Source organism: Pseudomonas brassicacearum (genome assembly GCF_918698105.1).
Lineage (GTDB): Bacteria > Pseudomonadota > Gammaproteobacteria > Pseudomonadales > Pseudomonadaceae > Aquipseudomonas > Aquipseudomonas brassicacearum_F.
Window position 1 is genome coordinate 1 of record NZ_CAKKMI010000077.1, and the last position, 21,650, is coordinate 21,650.

Annotated in this window: 20 protein-coding genes, 4 tRNA genes and 2 pseudogenes; 17 read left to right on the forward strand and 9 right to left on the reverse strand. The window is 58.7% G+C overall.

The window, feature by feature from the left end; translation table 11 throughout:
* Both LQ215_RS23820 and LQ215_RS23825 read right to left on the reverse strand, forming a co-directional pair.
* A pseudogene (locus LQ215_RS23820) lies at positions 1-156 on the reverse strand (two-component sensor histidine kinase); the annotation flags it as partial.
* Complete coding sequence (locus LQ215_RS23825; protein WP_230152846.1) at positions 156-914, reverse strand: response regulator; 759 nt, start codon at positions 912-914, stop codon at positions 156-158. The pseudogene LQ215_RS23820 and the gene LQ215_RS23825, both read right to left, overlap by 1 nt.
* 289 nt (positions 915-1,203) lie before the next feature.
* Here LQ215_RS23825 and pyrF point away from each other — a divergent pair, with 289 nt between their 5' ends.
* Complete coding sequence (pyrF, locus tag LQ215_RS23830) at positions 1,204-1,902, forward strand: orotidine-5'-phosphate decarboxylase (RefSeq protein ID WP_013694023.1); 699 nt, start codon at positions 1,204-1,206, stop codon at positions 1,900-1,902.
* Between the two features lie 158 nt (positions 1,903-2,060).
* On the opposite strand, the gene LQ215_RS23835 is transcribed toward pyrF, so the two are convergent.
* Positions 2,061-3,065: an NADP-dependent oxidoreductase gene (locus LQ215_RS23835; protein WP_003204366.1), complete on the reverse strand. Its 1,005-nt coding sequence runs from the start codon at positions 3,063-3,065 to the stop codon at positions 2,061-2,063.
* A gap of 228 nt (positions 3,066-3,293) precedes the next feature.
* Between LQ215_RS23835 and LQ215_RS23840 the strand changes: the two genes are divergently transcribed.
* The 4 genes and pseudogenes from LQ215_RS23840 to LQ215_RS29845 all read left to right on the forward strand — a co-directional run bounded on the left by LQ215_RS23840 (position 3,294) and on the right by LQ215_RS29845 (position 7,725).
* The gene (locus LQ215_RS23840; RefSeq protein WP_230152847.1) at positions 3,294-4,055 is read left to right on the forward strand and encodes an SDR family oxidoreductase; all 762 of its coding nucleotides are present in this window, start codon (positions 3,294-3,296) and stop codon (positions 4,053-4,055) included.
* A gap of 203 nt (positions 4,056-4,258) precedes the next feature.
* Positions 4,259-5,647 carry a PLP-dependent aminotransferase family protein gene (locus tag LQ215_RS23845; protein WP_230152848.1) on the forward strand — a complete coding sequence of 463 codons (1,389 nt, stop codon included), beginning with the start codon at positions 4,259-4,261 and terminating at the stop codon, positions 5,645-5,647.
* A 992-nt stretch (positions 5,648-6,639) separates the two neighbouring features.
* Positions 6,640-6,864, forward strand: a pseudogene (locus LQ215_RS29840) (HAMP domain-containing protein); the annotation flags it as partial.
* Positions 6,862-7,725 carry a methyl-accepting chemotaxis protein gene (locus tag LQ215_RS29845; RefSeq protein WP_436839595.1) on the forward strand — a complete coding sequence of 288 codons (864 nt, stop codon included), beginning with the start codon at positions 6,862-6,864 and terminating at the stop codon, positions 7,723-7,725. The pseudogene LQ215_RS29840 and the gene LQ215_RS29845, both read left to right, overlap by 3 nt.
* Positions 7,726-7,966: 241 nt before the next feature.
* Here the strand turns inward: LQ215_RS29845 and LQ215_RS23855 are convergent, their stop codons facing one another.
* Positions 7,967-8,725, reverse strand: a complete 759-nt coding sequence (locus LQ215_RS23855) for a hypothetical protein (RefSeq protein ID WP_003204357.1) — start codon at positions 8,723-8,725, stop codon at positions 7,967-7,969.
* A gap of 371 nt (positions 8,726-9,096) precedes the next feature.
* Between LQ215_RS23855 and LQ215_RS23860 the strand changes: the two genes are divergently transcribed.
* The 5 genes from LQ215_RS23860 (at position 9,097) to LQ215_RS23880 (ending at position 10,351) form a co-directional block, all read left to right on the forward strand.
* A tRNA-Glu gene (locus tag LQ215_RS23860) sits at positions 9,097-9,172 on the forward strand.
* A gap of 2 nt (positions 9,173-9,174) precedes the next feature.
* A tRNA-Gly gene (locus LQ215_RS23865) sits at positions 9,175-9,250 on the forward strand.
* Between the two features lie 104 nt (positions 9,251-9,354).
* A tRNA-Glu gene (locus LQ215_RS23870) sits at positions 9,355-9,430 on the forward strand.
* Positions 9,431-9,433: 3 nt separating this feature from the next.
* Positions 9,434-9,509: transfer RNA gene (locus LQ215_RS23875), tRNA-Gly, on the forward strand.
* Positions 9,510-9,718: 209 nt separating this feature from the next.
* A complete protein-coding gene (locus tag LQ215_RS23880) occupies positions 9,719-10,351 on the forward strand; it encodes a LysE family translocator (RefSeq protein ID WP_018610160.1) in 633 nt (210 codons plus the stop codon).
* A 26-nt stretch (positions 10,352-10,377) separates the two neighbouring features.
* Here the strand turns inward: LQ215_RS23880 and LQ215_RS23885 are convergent, their stop codons facing one another.
* The 4 genes from LQ215_RS23885 to LQ215_RS23900 form a co-directional block, all read right to left on the reverse strand.
* Positions 10,378-11,634: a PLP-dependent aminotransferase family protein gene (locus tag LQ215_RS23885; protein WP_230152850.1), complete on the reverse strand. Its 1,257-nt coding sequence runs from the start codon at positions 11,632-11,634 to the stop codon at positions 10,378-10,380.
* 60 nt (positions 11,635-11,694) lie between these two features.
* Positions 11,695-12,840, reverse strand: coding sequence for a trans-sulfuration enzyme family protein (locus LQ215_RS23890; protein ID WP_230152851.1), 1,146 nt, complete (start codon positions 12,838-12,840; stop codon positions 11,695-11,697).
* Entirely contained in the window at positions 12,837-14,321 is a 1,485-nt protein-coding gene (gene amrS / locus LQ215_RS23895; RefSeq protein WP_230152852.1) for an AmmeMemoRadiSam system radical SAM enzyme, read from the reverse strand. The genes LQ215_RS23890 and amrS overlap by 4 nt, the downstream gene beginning before the upstream one ends.
* A gap of 101 nt (positions 14,322-14,422) precedes the next feature.
* Positions 14,423-15,136, reverse strand: coding sequence for a YczE/YyaS/YitT family protein (locus LQ215_RS23900; RefSeq protein ID WP_230152853.1), 714 nt, complete (start codon positions 15,134-15,136; stop codon positions 14,423-14,425).
* Positions 15,137-15,334: 198 nt separating this feature from the next.
* Here LQ215_RS23900 and LQ215_RS23905 point away from each other — a divergent pair, with 198 nt between their 5' ends.
* Positions 15,335-15,766, forward strand: a complete 432-nt coding sequence (locus LQ215_RS23905) for an Lrp/AsnC family transcriptional regulator (protein WP_230152854.1) — start codon at positions 15,335-15,337, stop codon at positions 15,764-15,766.
* A 47-nt stretch (positions 15,767-15,813) separates the two neighbouring features.
* Here the strand turns inward: LQ215_RS23905 and LQ215_RS23910 are convergent, their stop codons facing one another.
* Positions 15,814-16,683 (reverse strand): response regulator transcription factor, encoded by an 870-nt coding sequence (locus tag LQ215_RS23910; protein ID WP_230152855.1) that lies wholly within the window; start codon positions 16,681-16,683, stop codon positions 15,814-15,816.
* A 311-nt stretch (positions 16,684-16,994) separates the two neighbouring features.
* Here LQ215_RS23910 and LQ215_RS23915 point away from each other — a divergent pair, with 311 nt between their 5' ends.
* From LQ215_RS23915 to LQ215_RS23940, 6 genes are all read left to right on the forward strand, one after another.
* Positions 16,995-17,189 carry a Flp family type IVb pilin gene (locus tag LQ215_RS23915; protein WP_008070254.1) on the forward strand — a complete coding sequence of 65 codons (195 nt, stop codon included), beginning with the start codon at positions 16,995-16,997 and terminating at the stop codon, positions 17,187-17,189.
* Positions 17,190-17,345: 156 nt separating this feature from the next.
* On the forward strand, positions 17,346-17,540 hold the full coding sequence (locus LQ215_RS23920) for a Flp family type IVb pilin (protein WP_230152856.1): 195 nt from the start codon (positions 17,346-17,348) through the stop codon (positions 17,538-17,540).
* A gap of 26 nt (positions 17,541-17,566) precedes the next feature.
* Positions 17,567-18,097 (forward strand): A24 family peptidase, encoded by a 531-nt coding sequence (locus tag LQ215_RS23925; RefSeq protein WP_230152857.1) that lies wholly within the window; start codon positions 17,567-17,569, stop codon positions 18,095-18,097.
* A 2-nt stretch (positions 18,098-18,099) separates the two neighbouring features.
* Complete coding sequence (locus LQ215_RS23930) at positions 18,100-19,428, forward strand: AAA family ATPase (RefSeq protein ID WP_230152858.1); 1,329 nt, start codon at positions 18,100-18,102, stop codon at positions 19,426-19,428.
* Positions 19,429-19,443: 15 nt separating this feature from the next.
* A complete protein-coding gene (gene cpaB, locus LQ215_RS23935) occupies positions 19,444-20,259 on the forward strand; it encodes a Flp pilus assembly protein CpaB (protein ID WP_230152859.1) in 816 nt (271 codons plus the stop codon).
* A 70-nt stretch (positions 20,260-20,329) separates the two neighbouring features.
* On the forward strand, positions 20,330-21,646 hold the full coding sequence (locus LQ215_RS23940) for a TadE/TadG family type IV pilus assembly protein (protein ID WP_230152860.1): 1,317 nt from the start codon (positions 20,330-20,332) through the stop codon (positions 21,644-21,646).
* The last annotated feature ends 4 nt before the right edge of the window (positions 21,647-21,650 follow it).

Sequence of the window (21,650 nt, forward strand, 5' to 3'; positions counted from 1 at the left end):
GGCTTCGCCTTGTCGGGCCATTTCAGGCCGCGGCCCGGGAGGTGGGGGCTGGTCGTAGTGGAAAAACCAGGCAAAGGCCAACAGATGCGCCAGGACAATCGCCAGCAACAGCACGCCAAACAGGCGACCGAACAGGGAGTCGAGGCGCAGTTGCATCAACCGATGTCCCGTGCATCGAACAAGTAGCCCTCACCGCGCACGGTCTTGATCAGTTGCGGCGCCTTGGGGTCGTCGCCCAGCTTCTGGCGCAGGCGTGATACAAGCAGGTCGATGCTGCGGTCGAACGCCTCGATGGAGCGCCCGCGAGCCGCGTCCAGCAGTTGTTCGCGGCTGAGCACCCGGCGCGGTCGTTCGATGAAGACCCACAACAGGCGGAACTCGGCATTGGACAGCGGCACCACCAGCCCATCGATCGAGATCAATTGGCGCAGCACGCTGTTGAGCCGCCAGTTGTCGAAACGGATATTGGCCCGCTGCTCGCTGCGGTCGTCGCGCACCCGGCGCAGGATGGTCTGGATACGCGCCACCAGTTCCCTGGGTTCGAACGGCTTGGCCATGTAGTCGTCGGCGCCCAGCTCCAGGCCGATGATACGGTCAGTGGGCTCGCAGCGAGCGGTGAGCATCAGGATCGGGATGTCCGATTCGGCGCGCAGCCAGCGGCACAACTGCAAGCCATCTTCACCCGGCAGCATCAGGTCGAGCACGATCACGTCGAAGTGTTCGGCCTGCATCGCCTGGCGCATGGCCGCGCCATCGGTCACGCCGCAGGCCCGTATGCTGAAGCGGGCCAGGTAATCGATCAGCAGCTCGCGGATCGGCACGTCGTCATCGACGATCAGCGCGCGGGTGTTCCAGCGCTTGTCATCGTCGAGCACTTTTTGATCGTCAGAATTTGCAACAGGGGTGTTCTGCATGGATGCATCATCTGCCAGGTAGGCTGCCAACCGCAAAGAAGGCGGCGAGGTTGAGCCCTCAGCATAGGCTTCGTGCCGCGAGGCGTGAAGCGCTGCAAGGACGGGTTGCGGCCGCGGACGGTAGCGTGTGGACGTGTTGTACGCATGTCATGAATGTATCGGCTTCGACACAAAGGCCGGTATCGTCCATGCTGCTGGGGGGCGATGAGATTTACCGATCATCGGGTCCCGCACGAGCGCTCGTTCCGCTACAATGCGCGCCGATTTCGACTTGCCTGAGAGCCCGCTCATGTCCGCCTGCCAGACGCCCATTATCGTCGCCCTGGATTTCCCCACCCGTGACGCCGCCCTGAAGCTGGCCGACCAGTTGGACCCCAAGCTTTGCCGGGTCAAAGTCGGCAAGGAACTGTTCACCAGTTGTGCTTCGGAAATTGTCGGGACCCTGCGCGACAAGGGTTTCGAAGTGTTCCTGGACCTGAAGTTCCACGACATCCCCAACACCACCGCCATGGCCGTCAAGGCGGCTGCGGAGATGGGCGTGTGGATGGTCAACGTGCATTGCTCCGGTGGCCTGCGCATGATGGCGGCCTGCCGTGAAGTGCTGGATCAGCGCAGCGGCCCGAAACCGTTGCTGATCGGCGTGACCGTGCTGACCAGCATGGAGCGCGAGGACCTGGCCGGAATCGGCCTGGACGTCGAGCCTCAGGAACAGGTGCTGCGGCTGGCGGCGCTGGCGCAGAAGGCCGGCCTGGACGGTCTGGTCTGTTCGGCCCTGGAGGCCAGCGCCCTGAAAGCGGCTCACCCGTCGCTGCAATTGGTGACCCCGGGGATTCGTCCAGCCGGCAGTGCCCAGGACGACCAGCGTCGCATCCTGACCCCGCGCCAGGCGCTGGACGCCGGTGCCGATTACCTGGTGATCGGTCGCCCGATCAGCCAGGCCGCCGATCCGGCCAAGGCGCTGGCGGCGGTGGTGGCCGAACTGGCCTGACCAGACACCGAAGATCCGCAATGTGGGAGCGAGCTTGCTCGCGATAGCGGTATGTCAGTCATATCAATGTTGACTGACACGGCCCCATCGCGAGCAAGCTCGCTCCCACAGTTGTTTTGTGTCAGGCCTTGAGCACCCAGATCCCACAGTTGTTTGTGTCAGACCTTCAATACCAACTTCCCGAAGTTCTCCCCACTGAACAATTTGGTCAGCGTCTCGGGGAATGTCTCCAGCCCTTCGACAATGTCTTCCTTGCTCTTGAGCTGCCCCTTGGCCATCCAGCCGGCCATTTCCTGCCCGGCGGCGGCGAACTGCGCGGCGTAGTCCATGACCACGAAGCCTTCCATGCGCGCCCGGTTGACCAGCAGCGACAGGTAGTTGGCAGGGCCCTTCACCGCTTCCTTGTTGTTGTACTGGCTGATGGCGCCACAAATCACCACGCGGGCCTTGAGGTTCAAGCGGCTGAGCACGGCATCCAGGATGTCGCCCCCGACGTTATCGAAATACACATCTACGCCCTTGGGGCATTCGCGCTTGAGGCCGGCGTGGACGTCTTCGTTCTTGTAGTCGATGGCGCCGTCGAAACCCAGTTCATCGACCAGGAACTTGCATTTGTCGGCCCCGCCGGCGATGCCCACCACGCGACAGCCTTTGATCTTGGCGATCTGCCCGGCGATGCTGCCCACCGCACCGGCGGCCCCTGAGAGCACCACGGTCTCGCCAGCCTTGGGCGCGCCGACGTCCAGCAGGGCGAAATAGGCGGTCATGCCGGTCATGCCCAAGGCGGACAAATAACGTGGCAGCGGTGCCAGTTTCGGATCGACCTTGTAGAAACCTCTTGGCTCGCCGAGGAAATAATCCTGCACCCCCAACGCACCGTTGACGTAGTCCCCGACCGCAAACCCCGGGTTGTTCGAGGCGATTACCTGGCCGACACCCAATGCGCGCATCACCTCGCCGATGCCGACCGGCGGGATATAGGACTTGCCCTCGTTCATCCAGCCGCGCATGGCCGGGTCCAGGGACAGGTATTCGTTTTTCACCAGGATCTGGCCTGCTGCCGGTTCGCCGACCGGTACTTGCTGATAGGTGAAAGTCTCGCGGGTCGCCGCGCCTACCGGGCGTTTGGCGAGCAGAAACTGGCGATTGGTCTGGGCAGTCATGGTTGGCACTCAAGATGAATGAAGCTTTGTTGATAGACCTTCGAAGCATTTGCCGCAAGGTTGGCTGATACAGCGAATGCAGTTCGATCCAACACAGTGATAGTTCGCCCGGAGGCCTTATCACTGGCGCCCATGAATGCTCAAACGGCAGTTGGATAGTGCTGCCGCGCCCTGGGGACCTGTGTCTAGACTGGCGGCATCTCCCGCACTCTCTTCGAGGAACAGACAATGAGCATGACGTTTTCCGGACAGGTCGCCGTGGTCACCGGCGCCGCTGCTGGCATCGGCCGGGCCACTGCCCAGGCGTTCGCGGCAGAGGGCCTGAAGGTGGTGGTGGCCGACCTGGATGTGGCGGGCGGCGAGGGCACGGTGCAGTCGATTCGTGATGCGGGCGGTGAGGCGGTGTTCGTGCGCTGCAACGTGACGCTGGAAAACGATGTGCGGCAGCTGATGGAGGAGGTGGTCAAGACCTACGGTCGCCTTGACTACGCCTTCAACAACGCCGGGATCGAGATCGAGAAGGGCAAGCTCGCCGACGGTACCCTCGATGAGTTCGATGCCATCATGGGGGTCAATGTGAAGGGCGTCTGGCTGTGCATGAAGTACCAGTTGCCATTGCTGCTGGCCCAGGGCGGTGGCGCGATCGTCAATACGGCCTCGGTGGCTGGCCTGGGCGCCGCGCCGAAGATGAGCATCTATGCGGCGTCCAAGCATGCCGTGATCGGCCTGACCAAATCGGCCGCCATCGAATACGCCAAGAAAAAAATCCGCGTGAATGCGGTCTGTCCGGCGGTGATCGACACCGACATGTTCCGTCGTGCCTATGAGGCGGACCCGAAAAAAGGCGAGTTCGCCAACACCATGCACCCGGTGGGGCGTATTGGAAAAGTCGAGGAAATTGCCAGCGCCGTGTTGTATTTGTGCAGCGACGGCGCGGCCTTCACTACCGGCCATTCGCTGGCGGTGGACGGCGGCGTCACGGCGTTCTGAGGACGTGCCCCTCAGCTTGTAGGAGGAAGCCCGCACTGGTTGCGGGCTTTTTCATGTGGGGCCGAAAAACCTCGGAACGGTCCTCAATGTGTTTCAAAAAGTGAGAATCGACGGTTTTGGCGACGTTGTCGTACATCGTCTCGTAGCGGCCTGTGCTTAACTGTTTCCGGAAATAAAACAAACGCTTAGGAGCTTGGTTACTCATGGAGTTGAGAATCGACCGACAGGCCCTGGTGCCTGTCGTGCAGCAAATCGTCGACGCGCTGACCGGCTGGATCCGCCAGGATGCGGTGCAGCCGGGGACTCGGCTGCCATCCGTCCGTCAACTGGCGCGGGAGAACCTGCTCAGCCAGTCCAGTGTCAATGAAGCGTGTGAGCGCCTGGTCGCTCAAGGTCTGTTGGCATCCCGCCATGGTTCCAGTTTTTTTGTCGCACCGCCCCCTTCGCCCGGGCCCGAGCCCACCGTACAGAATCGACAGCAGGACATGCTCGCCGAGGGCGGCGACAGCTCGCAATGGGAATTGAAGCTGGGGTGTGGCGGGCTGCCCGAGAGCTGGCGTGAAAGCGATGACCTGGGCTATGCGATCCGTCAGGTCACTCGCACCGACATGGCGGGGTTGTTCAACTACAGCACGTCGTTGGGGCTGCCCGCCTTGCGTGAGCAACTGTCCAGGCGCCTGAAACGATTCAATATCGAGGCCGATAAAGACCAGATCCTGACCACCACCGGGGCGACCCATGGGTTGGACTTGATCGTACGGACACTGTTGTCGCCGGGTTCCCGCGTGGTCGTGGAGAGCCCCGGTTATTCAAGCTTGTTCGACCTGCTCAGGTTGCACGACATCGACATGATCGAACTGCCCAGGACCCCCCGTGGCCCGGACGTCGATGCGCTGCAAGACCTGCTGGAGATGCACCGGCCCACTGCGCTGTTCGTCAACAGCGCCTGCCATAATCCGACCGGCAGCAGCCTGGCTCCGGCCGTCGCGCAACGGCTGCTGCAATTGACGAAGGAACACGGCGTACTGGTGATCGAAGACGATGCCTATGGTGATTTCCAGAGTTCGGCACGGACCCGGCTGGCGGCACTGGATCCCGATGTGGTCTACGTGGGCAGCTTCTCGAAAACGCTGAGCAGTTCGTTGCGCGTCGGCTTCGTAGTGGCCGGGCCCACCATCATCGCGCGCCTGAGCAAGGTCAAGGGCATTACCAGCATGGGGGGATCGCGGTTCTGTGAGTCGGTCCTTGCCTGCCTCCTGGCCAATGGCGCCTATCGCAAGCTGGTCCAGCGCCAGCGGCAGCGTCTGGGTGCCGATATGGCGGTGCTGTTGCAGGTACTGGAAGACGCCGACTGGGAGGTCTTTGGCAAACCGGCCGGCGGGCTTTTCATCTGGGCAAGACCGCCATTATGTGACTACGCTGGAGTACAACGTCTGGCCAGGCGTTTCGGCGTGCTGCTGTCTTCGCGTAGCGCATTCAGCCCTTCAGGTGCCGACAGCGACTGGCTACGGATTAACGTGGCGTATGCCCGTGACTCCAGGGCGCAGGCGTTCTTCCGGGCCGCGGCTCTGGATCGACCTCTAGTGTCCTGAAAACGACGCGGCTGTAGCTTTTTGCCATTATTCCGACGCCAGCATCTTGTGTTGCAGGGCGTCTCGTTGCGAATCTGCAATCAACACACACTGGCAGAGGACTGAGCGCAATGATTTCGGCCGTGCAAGGACGTTTTGCCAACTTGGGTATGGCAAAGAAACTGGGTATCGGATTTGTCCTGGTGCTGTTGCTGACTGCTGTGGTCGCGGCCATCGGTGTCTGGTCCCTGCAGACCATCAGCCATCGCTTCGATGGCCTGAAACAGATGTCCGCCCTCAACAGCGGGTTGCTCAAGGTCCGGCTGCTGGAGCAGGAATACGCCTCGCGCTCCGACCCCAAGACGGCCGATGCCCTGCGCCAGGGTGTCGATGGGCTGGTGGCCCAGGCGAACGAACTCAAGGTGCAGTCGGCCGCCAACGTGCCGGTGATGGACGACGTGGAGCAGGCGCTGGCCGCGTATCGCAAGGCGTTCGACGAATTTGTCGGGTTGAGCCAGAGCAAGGACCTGGCGCTGGAAATGGCCAGTTGGTCGGTGTCCAGTGTCGCCAATAACCTGGATGTGTTGCAGGCTGGGCTGGCGGATGACGGTGCCTATACCTTGAAAGACTCCGAAGGCAAGGAGGGGGCCGAATTCATCGAACAGGCCAACCAGGTCAGCGAAGTATCACGCTTGATGTTGCAGGCCATGAACGAAGCCCGGGTCCGCCTGGACCAGAGCCGCAAAGGCAATGTCGAGGGCGCCGCAGAAGGCAGCATCGAACAGGCCGAGCAGGCGATGAAACAGGCCGAGGTGCTCAAGACCACGGTCAAGGACCCGGGTTACCAGACCGTGCTGAATGAAGTGGCCGGGCATATCGCCGGGTTCAATGAACAATTGGCCGAATACACCGGCCTGCTGGCGAAGGAAAAAGTCGTCTACCAGCAACTGCACGAGCGGGCCGACCAGGTGGTGGCGCGGGTTGACCAGGCCTTCAATGCCGAAGACCAGGCCATGCAGACCGAACTGAAGAAAAATTCGCTGCTGATCATCGGTTCGTCGGCCTTGGCGTTGTTGGTGGGATTGATCGCGGCATGGGTCATAACCCGGTTGATCGTGACGCCGCTGCGCAGTGTCATTCGCGTGGCCCAGCAGATTGCGTCGGGTGACTTGAGCGCCACGGTCGAAGTGACACGCCGAGACGAAATTGGGCAGTTGATGCAGGCGATGCAACAGATGGGCGCGGGGCTGAGCAGTATCGTCAGCGGCTTGCAGGCCGGTATCGAGCAATTGGCCAATTCGGCCCAATCGCTGTCGGCCGTAACTGAACAGACCAACCTGGAAGTCAGCAGCCAGAAAGAGGAAACCGAGCAGGTCGCCACGGCGATGAACCAGATGACGGCGACCGTGCATGATGTGGCACGCAACGCCGAAGAAGCCGCACAAGCGGCCCAGACTGCCGACGACAAGGTTGAAAGCGGCCAGCAGGTGGTGCGTCAGAGCATGGTGCGCATCGAGCAGTTGGCCGATTCGGCCACATCGGTCAGTTCCAGCATCGAGAGCCTCAGCGCCGAGATCCAGAACATTGGCACGGTGCTGAGTGTGATCAAGAGCGTGGCCGAGCAAACCAACCTGTTGGCGCTCAATGCCGCTATCGAGGCCGCCCGGGCCGGGGAGCAGGGCCGGGGCTTTGCGGTCGTGGCCGATGAGGTACGGGCGTTGGCCAGGCGTACGCAACAGTCCACCGAGGAAATCGAGCGATTGGTGAGCGCCTTGCGTTCAGCGGCCCAGGCTTCCGTGCAGCAGATCCAGAGCAGTGGCGAGTTGGTGAAGATGGCGGTCAGCGATGCACTGCAGACCGAAAGCGCCTTGGGCAGTATTGCGGCGGCGGTATCACTGATCCAACAGATGAACCAACAGATCGCGGCGGCGGCCGAGCAGCAGAGTTCGGTGGCCGAGGAGATCAATCGCAGTGTCACCAGCATTCGCGCCAGCGCCGATCAATCTTCCCTGGCGATGCGCGGCAATGCCGCCTCCAGCATCGAGCTGGCGCAGTTGGGGGTTGAGTTGAAAGGGATGGTGGGGCATTTCAAGTTGTGACAAAAGCGACGGAAGCCTTTATGGCCAGGGGATTTAGCGAAGCGTCGCACCGCCCCGCTGGGTTGTGTGCCCTGTAGGAGCTGCCGAAGGCTGCGATCTTTTGATTTTCGGCTGCGACTCAAGCGCCAGCGTAAAGATCGCAGCCTCGTTGCACTCGTCAGCTCCTACAGCCCAGAGCGGGGCGATGCGACGTTTCTCTAGATCCCCTTGCCACACATGATTGGTATCCGACAAAAAATTCTCAGTCGTAAACCTTCTTCTTCTTCCACTCGTCGTTGACTTCGGCGTCCTTCAGCCCTTCGGTCAACTGATTGACCTCGCCTTCGACCGGCTGGGTGCTGGCCAGGACCTGGGCATTGGCGCGGGCCAGGAGTTTCTCCAGGTAGGCCAGTTGTTCAGCGTAGACCTGGGGTTCCTGTTGCTTGCGCAGGTACTGCACGCCGCGCTCGAAGGCCAGGCGGGCCTGCCCGGGTTGTTCTTGCTGCAGGGCTTGCTGGCCGAGGTTGTTGAAGAACTCGATGTGCAGCAGCACCAGGATGTGTCGCACTTCGCGAATCCAGCGCTTGGCTTCGTTAGGTGGCAGGAAACCGTCCTGGGCGGCGCGGGTGATCTGGCCGTGCAAGGCCTCGAGCAGAAAACGTACGTCCTTGGCCTTGGCTTCGGTCTGGATCGGCGCCGGTGGGTTGTTCACCGGGATCGATTCACCTTGGGCGGCCAGTGCGCTCAACTCGTCCAGGCGTGCCTTGACCGCGGAATTGGTCTTGTCCAGGTTCAGCAAGCGCTGGCAGACGTTCATCTCAAGGCGCGTCATCAACAACTTCAGGGCCGGGGTCATCAACTGCCCGGGGAAGGTTTCGGTGAGCTCGCCACAGCGACGCATGCGGTCGTTGAGTTCTACCTTGGTGCGGGCCTTTTCCAGCTTGTTGTTTTCCACCACGTGGTTCATGTAGCCAATGGCGATCAACAGGGCGATCCCGGCTACGACGAGCAGGGTGATCATGAGTGGTGTCACCGGTAAGACCTCTTTATTGTGGTACGCATGTCATGAGTGTAGTGGCTTGGCTTTTAAGCGCATAGGCCCGAGCGACGCGATTAGACGGGCGTCGTGCTGTTTATAGGAAGCATAACCGGGTAGGTGCACATTGCCATCATTTGCCGGGCGCGACTATAGCGTCTCGGCGGGTGACAGAATATAGGCGTCAGAGACCGGGCGGGCAAAATGTCCGGATCGCCCCCAAACCGGGCGAAGTCATTGATTTAAATAAATTTATATCTGGGGGTTGACGACCCTTCAATCCATCCATAGAATGCGCGCCACTTACAGCGTAAAGCACTCAGCCAAACGCTGTAAGCAGTGAATGTTGTACGTGTGTCCCCTTCGTCTAGTGGCCTAGGACACCGCCCTTTCACGGCGGTAACAGGGGTTCGAGTCCCCTAGGGGACGCCAATGCGGGAATAGCTCAGTTGGTAGAGCACGACCTTGCCAAGGTCGGGGTCGCGAGTTCGAGTCTCGTTTCCCGCTCCAATTTTAAACAGCGTTGCTTTCGGGCAGGGCTGAGTGAAACCAGAACCAAGTCTTCGGAGGCGGGTCTGGGCACTGGAACACACACCATGTGTTCCGGGCAGCGTGTCCCCTTCGTCTAGTGGCCTAGGACACCGCCCTTTCACGGCGGTAACAGGGGTTCGAGTCCCCTAGGGGACGCCATTTGCGGGAATAGCTCAGTTGGTAGAGCACGACCTTGCCAAGGTCGGGGTCGCGAGTTCGAGTCTCGTTTCCCGCTCCAAATTCAAAGAAACGCCGCTCATTTGAGCGGCGTTTTTTTATGCGCATAAAAAAGCCTGAGTGGGCTGGCGACGATTTTCCTTAATATTGAAGGGAGGATGAGATTACTTCCTGCAAAACTTAAGGGAAAACGCTTAGGAAGATTAATAGTTCATTCCTAAAGAAATGCACTTCTCCTAACCTTCCAGTACCCATTCTGGAGATGCATTTATGCTGATTTTCGTTAAATCGATGGTCATTGGGCTGTGCATTGCAGCCCCTGTAGGACCCATTGGACTGTTGTGCATACAGCGAAGCCTGATGCTTGGCTGGCGAGCCGGTTTCGCGACGGGATTGGGCGCGGCCACAGCCGATTCGATCTACGGATTCATCGGTGCCCTGGGTGTCACGGCCATCATTGCGACGCTCATCAGCTTTAAACCCTGGTTGTGTATCTTTGGCGGGCTGTTCCTTGCCTACATTGGCTACCAGACCATACGATCGAAGGGCGGCTCGACGGCCATGGCGGGCGAGCGGGCCAATATGTTCAAAGCCTATTCGACTACGCTGTTCCTGACCCTGTCGAACCCCATGACCATCTTGTCGTTTATCGCGATATTTGCCGCGTTGAGTGATGGCATGGCCAGTGACCAAGGCGGCCAGCATGCGTTGCTGCCGATGGTGACCGGTATATTCCTGGGCTCGGCGGCTTGGTGGCTGGGCTTGAGCGGGTTCTCTTCCATCTTCAAGGCGCGGATTGCCGAATCGAAGCTAAGGCTGATCAACTACTTTTCAGGGGCGACCATTACCATCCTGGGGGCCTACCAGGTCGCCACTGGCGTCATGCTGGCTACAGCAACCTGATCGAAAACGATGCGTGAAAAGAGGTCCTACTGCAGTCTGGACTCAACATACGCCCTGAATCGGCCTATTGCCTGGGTGACGTCTGAGGCGGTGGCATTGCTGAATGAAAGCCTGACCTGGTTAGCCGCCTCATTTGTCAGCGAAAATAAAGTGGTAGGGAATACGATCACCTTGAACTGCTGGGCGCATTCGCGCATTTCACAATACCCAAAGGCGAAAGGCAGCTGCAGATTGATGAAGAAGCCGCCTGCCGGACGATTCCAGCTGACTGTTCTTTGGCCGTCGACCTTGGCTGGGAATTCGCGCTCGAGGCGTTCGAGCATGTGGTTTCTTTTCTCCGTGTAAGACAGCACCCTGGGGTGGTTCAGCCCTTTCAAGGAATAGTCGTTTTCGATCAGCAAGCCGGCGACGACCGCTTGACACAGGGCAGGGGTGTTCACCGTGATCAGGCTTTTCGCTTTGCACAATCGGCGGCCGAAGGACATGACCCCAGTGCCCTCTGGCACGACCACATAACCCATGCGCAAGCCCGGAAAAATCGATTTGGCAAAGGAGCCCAGCAAGAACACTCGACTGCTGTCGATGGACTTCATGGACGCAATGGCCTCGCCTTCGTATCTGAAGTAGCGGTAGGCCGTGTCTTCGAGGATGAAGAAGTTCTTTTCATTGGCCAAGGAAAGCATGGCTGTCCTGGCGTGATAGGAAAGGCTGTCGGCGGTCGGATTGCTAAAGTCCGGAACGGCATAGAGTGCTTTGGTTTTTTCCCCTTTGGATTCAAGTTCTTCAACGATCCTGCGCAGGGCGATTGGGTCGAGAAAAGCCGCGATGGGCACGGGGACTATTTTTATGCCCAACAGTTTTGCGATGCCCGTGACCCCGGAAAACACCGGGTCAGGCACCAATAAGACCCCGCCGCCTTCAAAAATGGACAGGAGCGTCAAGGTGCAGGCTTCTTGAAACCCCAGGCACACCACGATGCTTTCAGGGGTGGAAACGGTGATCCCTTCATCCACCTGCAAATGGGTGGCGATTATTTCATTGATGAATCCCGAGGTTTTTCCATATTGGCAAAGCAGCGTCGCAAGTGACTGTTCGGTGCCGGCAACGTGATGTTTGTATTGGGCCAGGCCCCTGTCGATGAGCGCAGGGTCGCACTGCTGGTCGTCGGGTCGACCGGAAGCCAGTGAAATGGCTTCCGGGTTTTCCTGGGCAATCGAGTTAAGTAGGTGGATGACGTTCAGGATGGGGTCGTCGAATATCGTGCTTTCGAATGCGCTGGACACTTTCGCTTCTCCATAAAAAAGCAACGAGCCATTGAAGGCTCGTTGCTTGTGATGACACCGTTATGCAGGATCGAGTGTGCTTTTCTGATCGACTTTGCTTTCCATGGTTTCGAATGCCTGGAGCAGGTCCTCCTTAAGGTCTTCAAGGTCCTCCAGGCCAAAACACAATCGAACCAGGCCCTTCTCGATGCCCATGTCCGCTTTTTCCTGATCCGTCATCGAGGCGTGGCTGCCACTGAAGGGCTGGGCAACCATCGAGGTCACGCAGGCCATGCCGGTGCCTGTGCCGAACCATTTGAGCGCGCTGGTGAACGTTTTATAAAAGGGCACCAGATCGGGCCGGATATCAACAAACACAATGCCGCCATAACCGGTCAATTGCTGGCCATCGATGCGTGGGTAATAGACATGCTCGATAAAAGGCAGCTCGCGCAGATAATTGAGCATGCTTGATGTGGTCTGGCTGTGTTTTTCCATGCGCAGGTTGAACGTCTGCATGCTCCTGCGTAGCAACCAGGCGCTATTGGGGGTGAGTATCGTGCCTGAATAAAAACGGCCCTCAAGGAGACGGCTGTAAATCGTTTCATTGTTGACCAGCACCAGGCCGCCCATGACATCACTGTGTCCAGAGAAGTATTTGGTGGCGCTGTACAGGGAAATGTCGGCACCAAAATTCAACGGTTTCTGGAATATCGGCGTGGCCCAGGTATTGTCAACGACCACCAGCGCCTGTGGGTTATGTTGCTTGACGGCCCGGCTGACCGCATGGATATCAATGTCTTTCAGGAACGGGTTGGTCGGCGTTTCGAAAATGACCATGTCCACGTTCGCCGGCAAGGCCTTCAGGCCCTCTGCCGTGGTGAGATCCAGAATCGTCAGGTGTGCGCCGATACGTGCCGCATAGCGCTGGAACAATTTATAAGAGCAGCCATAGATGTATTTGTTGATGACCAGCGAAGCCCCCGGTTTCAACAGCTCCAACACCATATAGATCGCGCTCATCCCGGTGCTGTAGGCCAGGGCATATTCACTGCCCTCCAGGGACGCGACGACCTGTTCCAATTCAGTCACATTGGGGTTGGCTTTCCTTGAGTAGAAGAACGCCGAGTCAGCGTTGAAAGCGCTGCACTGATAAATAGGCGTTACCGAAGGGTGGGCATCCCGGTCATCCACCTTGATATGAAGTATTTCAGTAGACGCTTTCATGCTTGGCTGACCAGTTTGATGACCTGTTCATACATGTTTTGCTTGCCCTCGTAACCCACGGTCGGGGTGATGTCGTTTTGCGAAATACCAATCTCTTCAATCGACTCCGTCGGGAAGTGAGCCCGGTCGAAGACTTCATGAAGGTTCGAGTTCACGCCGTTGGGGAGCCAGACCTCAGGGCCTGTTTCATCAATGCGTGCCTTGGCAATGATGAATCGATAGCTTTCATGTGGGCGCAGGCTCAGTGATTTCCACTCGCTGTTGTGCCCGTTCGTGTAATTGCGTCGCAGGTAGACGGTCTGTTCGAAGTCTTCGGTATTCAGCACTTGGGCGTGCAGCGACACGATGTCTCCGTGCCACTCGAACTTGCGCTTCTCGTAGGCGCTCAACGCGTCCTCGCGCAGCTCGACAGGAGCGTTCGCCTGGTGTTCGCCGAGTAATTTGAAATGCGCATCGTGCCCGCATTGAGAACAGCACCCTTTGCTGTCCAGTCCGATGATTTCAGCGTTCAAGCCATAACGGGTGACAAGCAGGGCGTTACAGTGGTTGCAACTGGTATTGGTCCCTTCGACGTCATTCACGTTACCCAGGTAGACATGCTCAACGCCCATGCTCCGAGCAACGTCCCGAGCCTTCAGGAGCCTGTCCACAGGCGTACGGATGCTGTTGCTCATCTTGTAATCGGGGTGAAACCGGACGAAGTGCAGCGGCACGTTCGGGCCCAGTTCATCCAGGACCCACTGGCTGATTTTCCGGGCCGTATCCTCGTCGTCGCTGATGTCGGTCACCATCAAGGTGCTGACCTCGACATATTTGCCGGCGTCATAGACTTTCTTTATGCCGGCCAGGACGGGCTCCACCCAGCCGGTGGTGACCTTGCGGTAGTATTCCGGGGAGATGGATTTCAGCGAGATCGAGAAAATATCGATGACCGGCAATAACTCATCAATCGCTTCTTCACTGATGAAGAATGCCGATTTATACAGGTTGATCAGGCCCGCTTCCTTGGCCAGCTTTGCCGTGTCGAGGATGAATTCGTGCCAGACGACGGGATCGTTATAAGTCCAGGAAATAACGCGTATGCCGTGCTTGAGAGCGGTTTCCACCACCTGCTCAGGGGTGTAATAGTAAACGTCCTTGTCGGTGACGTATTTGGCCTGCGATGTCTTCCAGTTATGACAGTAACCGCAGTTGAGCATGCAGCCGATATTACCCAGGGACAAGATTCGTTCCCCCGGGGCAAAGTGGAAAACGGCTTCGGTTTCGATGGTCTCTTCGGTGCTGTGAACGCCTTTACCGTAGTTCAATGTAACGAGCCTGCCCCCACGGTTTCCGCGCACTTTGCAAAAACCTACCTTGCCTTCCTGGATGACACAGTTGCGTGGGGAAAGATGACACTTCACGACACCCCCGGGAAGTATTTCTTCCAGTTTTGCCGGGCTGCTTTCCAAGGTCCAGTTTTTATTTTTTGTAGTGTCCATCTTTCACTCCTCATCACGGAAGTTGTTATCAATAGCATCGGTTTAAAAAGTCGAGACGAAACAATCCTGCCGCCCTCAAGGGCAGTCATCGTTATGGGGTATTAGTAAGCGGAGGAAGCGCTCATCAATCCATAGTTTTTAAGTGCAAAGCGCTTGGCATTCATATTCATGAACGGTTGAATAAGCGGACCGATCACCAACAAAAAAGCAATCGTGCCTATCCCGAAAGGCCCGCCTAAAAGCCAACCGCTGGAAAAGATGCCGATTTCAATGAGCATTTTGGCTTTGGTGAATGACCAGTTCCATTTGGAAACCATGGTCAGTACCACCAGGTCCATGATCCTGATGCCGATACCGCTCATGATGATCAATGCGGAGGAATAGGCGCACAGCGTCAGCCCCGAGGCCAATAACGCGTACTCATTCATCCTGACGATCAAGTACTCGCCGAGCCCCAGCCACGTCCAGAGATCGATCAACAGCCCGGTCAGCGTGGTTGTAATGAACGGGCTTATCGGCGGGTATTTTTTGTTCCAGAGCATCCACCATGTCAGGAAAAACAGCGATACGATCGCCGAGCAAACGCCCATGCCCAGCGTGAGTATTTTATCGATAGAGATGATCAAGACGTCTAAAGGGTCAGTACCCAGTTGACTGATGATGAAACACTTGGCACCCAGCGAAAAGAAACTGACACCCATCAGGTACATCAGTAACTGATCCTTCTTGAAATGCCGAAGACTTAGGACTTGCGTGCCAATGTGCTGAACGAGCGGGTGAGGTTTTTTTTCACACTTTTTCTTTTCATCTTCCATGCGAACACCATCCCTGGAGAGAATATTTTATTATGAGTGCGTCACGCCAAAGAGCCGGGCTGTTGATTACCCGGATTCTTTTCAGGTCTTTCAGGCAGGAAATAGACTAGCGCCATGCTTTATTTTGGTGCATGCTTTTTTTAATGAAAAACGCGGGCTTTTCATTAAAATTTATACTTTTAACCGGGGAAAACGCACATGGATCGTATAGACGTCAAAATCCTGGGTAAGGTACAGGACTGTGGTCGCATTTCCATCACCGAGCTTTCCAAGCACGCAGGCCTTTCGATTCCTGCCACCAATGACAGGTTGCGCAAACTTGAAGACTCCGGCGTCATCAAGGGTTATTGCGCTCAGTTAGATCCAACCAAACTGGGCTACGGTATATCGGCTGTTGTCGGCATCACCACCCTCAAGCCGGCGAAAGCCAAATTGATCGCGACACTCACCGACATACCCGAAGTGGTCGAGTGCCTGCACATCACGGGGAATGACTCCTATCTGATCCGCATCTACGCCAGATCCATGGCTGAGATCGAGGACATTATTGCGAAAATTAATGCGTACGGTGAGACGCGGACCAGCATTGTCCTGTCCGTTCCTATCGAGAGAAGAAAGCTCGCCCCGTGAGCCGGGCGCCGGCCACCGACCAAGTGCTCTCCTGAATAGCCACTGACTCAGCCCTCAAGGCTGTGGACCAGGTTTTCAATCGCTTGCAGAGCCGCTTCATCCGTAGGCGGCGGTGCAGGACGTGCGCTGCGCACCTGGTACGCAAGACGGTATTCACTGGGGGTGCAACTGGCGTATTGCTTGAAGGCGCGGGCGAAGTAGGACGGGTCCTTGAAGCCGGCCTCATAACCGATGCTGGTGATGGGCATCTGGCTGTTGTCGAGCAGTTCCTTGGCAAAGCTCATGCGTTTGTTCAGCACGTAGTCGGTGAAGCCGAGCCCGTTGGCTTCCTTGAACACCCGGCTGAAGCGAAATGTGGTCATGCCGCAGCGCTTGGCCAGGTCGCGCTGATCGATGCTGTCGCGAAAATGCTGGTCGATGTACAGCATGATGTGGCTCAGAGCCTGGTGTTTCTGGTGCCCGGTGGTCAGGCGGATACTGTCCGGCAGGGTCGGGGAGTGGTCGATCTGCGAGGTCTTTCCCCGGCCATTGGTGGTGCGGCGCAGTTCGCACAGTTGCACCACGGCCGTCAGGTAGCGCTTTCTCTCGGCGGTAGACAGGGGCACCACCATGTATTCCCAGACGCTGGAACGCATGGCCCACACCGCCAGTTCTTCGGAGTGCTGCACAGTGAACATGGTGATGGGGGTGGCGGGAACGGTCCGCTTGATCTCCAACAGGCGCCGCAGGCCTGGCGTGTCCGGGCGATCGAAGTGGATGCAGATCATGTCGACCTGTTCCCCGCTGGGCAGCATGGCGTTTTTTGCCAATGTGCAATCGCACGTGTCCAGGAACTGGGAGATGAGTTCCTTGGTGGACCGATCATGAGTCAGATCGAACCATAACAGCTTTGGCTTGCCAGTCAGATTTGACGTCATAGGACGACTACCCAGAGGTTCTTTCTGCCCTTTAGCTAGCAGTATTGTCACTGTGCCATCACTTCGCCGAATAATTTTTTATAAAAACGCAATTTTTAGCGCCGGCCCCTGTCACCGGATGCTGGCGAGCCCCTGTTTGCGCCGCGGCGCGGATGGATTGTCCGACCCTGGACCGTTTCCCATCCCCCGCAAAAAAATCCTAGCGATGTGCAAAATCCTCCTAACGGCCATGACCACCTGCTGACTAGGGTTGCATCAGGCAGTTCGCAATGTACTGCCCCTTGAAAAACAACCCCGATGAGGTGTGCGAAATGACTCTTCAAACAATCAAGGCTTCGGTACTGAAGTTCGCCAAAGATGAAGATGGCCTGACCATTGTGGAATATGCGGTGGCGGGTGGGCTGATCACCGTATTGGTGGCCGCAGCCTTCGTTCTTCTGGGTGGTGCCGTGAATACCAAGATCCGTGCACTGTGCCAGGCGGTCAACGGCAACGTTGCCTGCTGACAGCGGCAGCTTGCGGTGACGGGGACACGGTGATTTTCAAGGAATAACGCTTGCGACTCTTTTGCAGTGAGTACAACGAATCAATCAAATGGACTTCGCGCTGTCCCCTCCGACCAAGTTCGTAGCAGTACTTCTTCCGCGCGTGAGGTTCATGAAATGACTCTCCAGACAATAAGAACTTCGATCAGCAAGTTCGCCAAAGATGAAGACGGCCTGACCATTGTTGAATACGCGGTGGCGGGTGGCTTGATCACGGTGTTGGTGGCAGCGGCATTCGTCCTTCTGGGCGGTGTCGTGGATACCAAGATCCGAGCATTGTGCCAAGCCGCCAATGGCAACCTCGCCTGCTAACGATAACCACCCTAGGGAGACGCATCATGTCCATGGAATTGCTGGTGTCGACGGTATTGTTGCTAGGACTACTGGGTGTGGCGGTGGTGAGCGATCTGCTTCGCCATCGCATCCCCAACACGCTGGTCCTGTTGGGCCTTGCCCTGGGTGTGGCCGGCCAGCTCTATACCGCTGGACTCGGCGGCCTGGGCGACAGCCTGCTGGGCATGCTGATCTGTTTCGGACTGTTCCTGCCCATGTACGCGGTCGGTGGCATGGCCGCCGGTGACGTCAAGCTGATGACCATGGTCGGCAGCTTCCTGCCTTTTCATTACGCACTGTGGGCGGCGCTGTTCAGCCTGATCGCCGGCGGTGTGTGCGGTTTCCTGATCGTCCTGGCCCGGGGACAACTGCTCCAGACCTTGGGGCGCTACTGGTTGATTGTGCGAGCCCAGGCCTATCTGGCGCCGACTAGCGATGAAGTGGCCGGCAAACCCTTTCCTTATTCGATTGCGATCCTGATCGGTACTTTGAACAGCGTTTACTGGCAACTGGTTGCCGGCGGCTGGGGAGTCTAGTCATGCACGTCATCAACGATAGCGATGCCTACCCCAGCGAACGGGAAGCGGTCCAACGCTTGGCGCCACAACCCTGCACCATTGGCGACACGGGCCTGAGCGACAGCTTCCTGGGTGAGCTGGTGTGCAAGCACCTGCATGACGCGGGTGTGCTGGACATGTCGCGGCTGGTGGAGCGCCTGGCGCTAACCGGCGCGGTACTGGAAGAAGTCCTGGCGTTCCTGCGCAAGGACGGTCGCGTCGAAGTACTGGGCCAGTTGGGGCAATCGGGCGGGCAGACGCTGCGTTATGGCCTGACCGAGCGCGGCCGCAGTTCGGCGCGTGACGCCCTGGCCCGTAGCGGCTACATCGGCGCGGCCCCGTTCCCGGTGAGCACCTATCGCTCGCTGATCAAGATCCAGACCATTCACCATGGCCGCATCACCGCCAAGGACATGAACCACGCCCTGGCAGGCATGGTGTTGAGCCAAGGCATGCTCGACCAATTGGGCGTCGCCCTGAATTCCGGGCGGGCGATCATGATCTACGGCCCGGCGGGCACGGGCAAAACCTATGTCAGCAGCCGCTTGATCCGGCTGTTCGCCGAGGCGATCTGGGTGCCCCATGCCATCGTCATCAATGAGTCGGTGATCGAGATCTACGACCCGCAGGTGCACCAGCGCCTGGATGACACCGGCCAATCGAACCACCTGATGCTCAACGAAGGCATCGACCGCCGGCTGCTGTGCTGCAAACGCCCGATCGTCATCACCGGCGGCGAGCTGAGCATGGAACAGTTGGATGTGCGCTACGACCCGTTCACCCGGCAATACCAGGCGGCGTTGCAGCTCAAGGCCAGCAACGGCCTGTTCATCATCGATGACATGGGCCGCCAGCGCATGGCCCCGGCCGAGTTGCTCAATCGCTGGATCGTGCCCATGGAGGAGAAACGCGACTTCATCAACCTGGGCGGCGGCCGCCATTGCGAATTGCCGTTCGACCTGGTGCTGGTGTTTTCCACCAATCTCAACCCCCTCGAATTGGCCGACGAGGCCTTCCTGCGGCGCATTGGCTACAAGGTGCAGTTCGGCTACCTCAAGCCCGAGCAATACGAACAAATCTGGCGCCAGGAGTGCGAACGCCTGGGCATCCCGTACGACCCGCTGCTGGTGCGTTATGTCCTGCAGCGGCTGTATGCAAGCGAAGGCATGCCGCTGGTGCCTTGCCATCCCCGTGACCTGTTGAACATGGCACTCGACCGCCAGCGTTACCTGGGCGGTTCCGGGCCCCTGTCGCCGCAAGAGCTGGAATGGGCCTGGCACAACTACTTCGTTCAGCTCGACTTCCTTTGATCTGGAGATACCGACATGAGCTCTCGTACGCTTCCTTTGATAGGCGTTTCCCTGGTAATGGGCCTTGGTGCCGCATGGATGGCCGACTCCTGGCTGAGCGCACGACTCAACGCGACCCCCGATGACCACTTGCGAAGCGTGGTGGTCGCCACGGTGGAAATCCCCTTCGGGCAAATGGTCGAGGCCCAGCAAGTCACCACCGTGCGCATGCCCATGGACACGATCCCGGACGACGCCTTCGATGCCAGCGAGCAGGCCGTGGGCAAGATCGCCACCTTCGACATCCTGCGCGGCGACATTGTGCGGGGCGCGCGTCTGAGTGAGCACTTGGGCGGCAGCACCCTGGCTTCGCTGATCGCACCGGACAAACGCGCCATATCGGTGCGTGTGGATGATGTGGTCGGCGTGGGTGGCTTTCTCTTGCCAGGCAACCGGGTCGATGTCTTGGCGACCAAGACCACCAACGCCGGCAGCAACAGCGCGACGTCCCGGACCCTCCTGGAAAATCTGCGGGTGCTGGCCGTGGACCAGACCGCAGGCACGGACAAGACCCAACCGGTAGTGGTGCGGGCCGTGACGCTGGAAATGTCCGCCAGCGAAGCGGAATTGCTGGTCACTGCGCAGACCGAAGGCAAGCTGCAATTGGCCTTGCGCAACCCGTTGAACCTGGAGAAGAAGGCCGTGGCCGTTGCGCCGCCAGCCCCTGCACCGGTCATGGCGATGGCGGCGGCCCCAGTGCCAAAACCTGCGGTGCAGCGCAGTGCCAAGCCGCAAGGCGGGGCGATCACGTTGATCCGCGGGGTTGAAAGCAGCGTGATCAATGTCCGCTGAGTGACGCCTCCATGCCATGCCGTTAAAGGCCGTGGCGATGCCGATCCTCAAACGTTGTAATGAGGGCTCGATGATGAATGCCAATATCCGGCGCCAGGGAGGGGCGGTGAGTGTACTGATGGTGATCGCCCTGGCGACGATTTCCATGATGGCGGCGTTGGCCCTCGATGGCGGGCACATGCTGCTGAACAAGACGCGCCTGCAAAATGCGGTGGATGCCGCGGCTTTGGGCGGCGCCAAGACCCTCAGCCAGGTCAGTGGCAGCATCAACATGGCCAGCACCAGCCGTGCCGCGGCCCTGGACACGCTCAACAGAAATGCCAACGCCGCCGGTAATACCGAGCTGGCAACCGCCGTCGCCGGCAATCCGGGCGCTTTTGCGGTGGTGGAATTATCCAGCAGTGTCTATGGCCCTTTCTCTTACCCCGGCCCCACGGACGCCAAGTACGTGCGGGTGTCGGTTGCCAACTATCAACTCAACGGTTTTTTCTGGAGTTTCGTCCAGTCGATGGGCAGCGGCGGCCTGGGCGGCAAAGCCGTGGCGGCGATCGCCACCGCCGGGCCCAGTCCCACTTCACCTTGCGACGTGGCCCCCCTGATGGTCTGTGGCGACGCCAGCCAATATGACCCCGCTGCGGGTAACTTCTGGAGCTACCACTTTGGCGATCTGGTGGTCTTGAAGACCGCAGCGGGCAATACCTCACCGATCGGACCGGGCAACTTTCAATTGCTCGATTTCGGCTCCGGCGGCAGCTCGGTTCGTGAGGATCTGGCGGGCGGCGGCTCGGTCTGCCGTGCCGTTGGAGACAACGTCCAGACGTCCCCAGGTAATACCGTCGGCCCGGCGTCCCAGGGCTTGAATACACGCTTTGGCATCTACAACGGTCCGGTCAGTGCGTCCGCTTATCCGCCGGACCTGGTGACGACTTCGAGTTCACCGGCGATGACTTACAACGACTCGCTCGCGCAAGCGCAATACAAAGGGCAGCCCGTCAGCTCCAATGGTGGTGATCTCTCGGCGGGCGGCGAGGCGATACAGGACTACAACGACTGGCGGACCCAGGTCGCCGCCTGTGTGGCGGGAAGCGGCAGTGGCTGCCAGAGCAACGGGGTGTTCGAGCGCCGGATGCTGAAAATCGTGGTCGGCAACTGCACCGGCAAACAAGGCGGCTCGAGCTCTATTCCTGTGCTGGGGTTCGGCTGCTATTTCGTCGTACAGCCCATGAGCGGCGGTGGCACCCAGGCGCAGATCTTCGGCCAGTTCGTCCATGAGTGCGAGGGTGACAACGTCCCCGGCCCGACACCCTACAACGACGCCGGCCCACAGATCATCCAGCTGTACAAAACCTATCTCAACGGCAGCGGCACGCCGAGCACCGACTCGTAGGAGG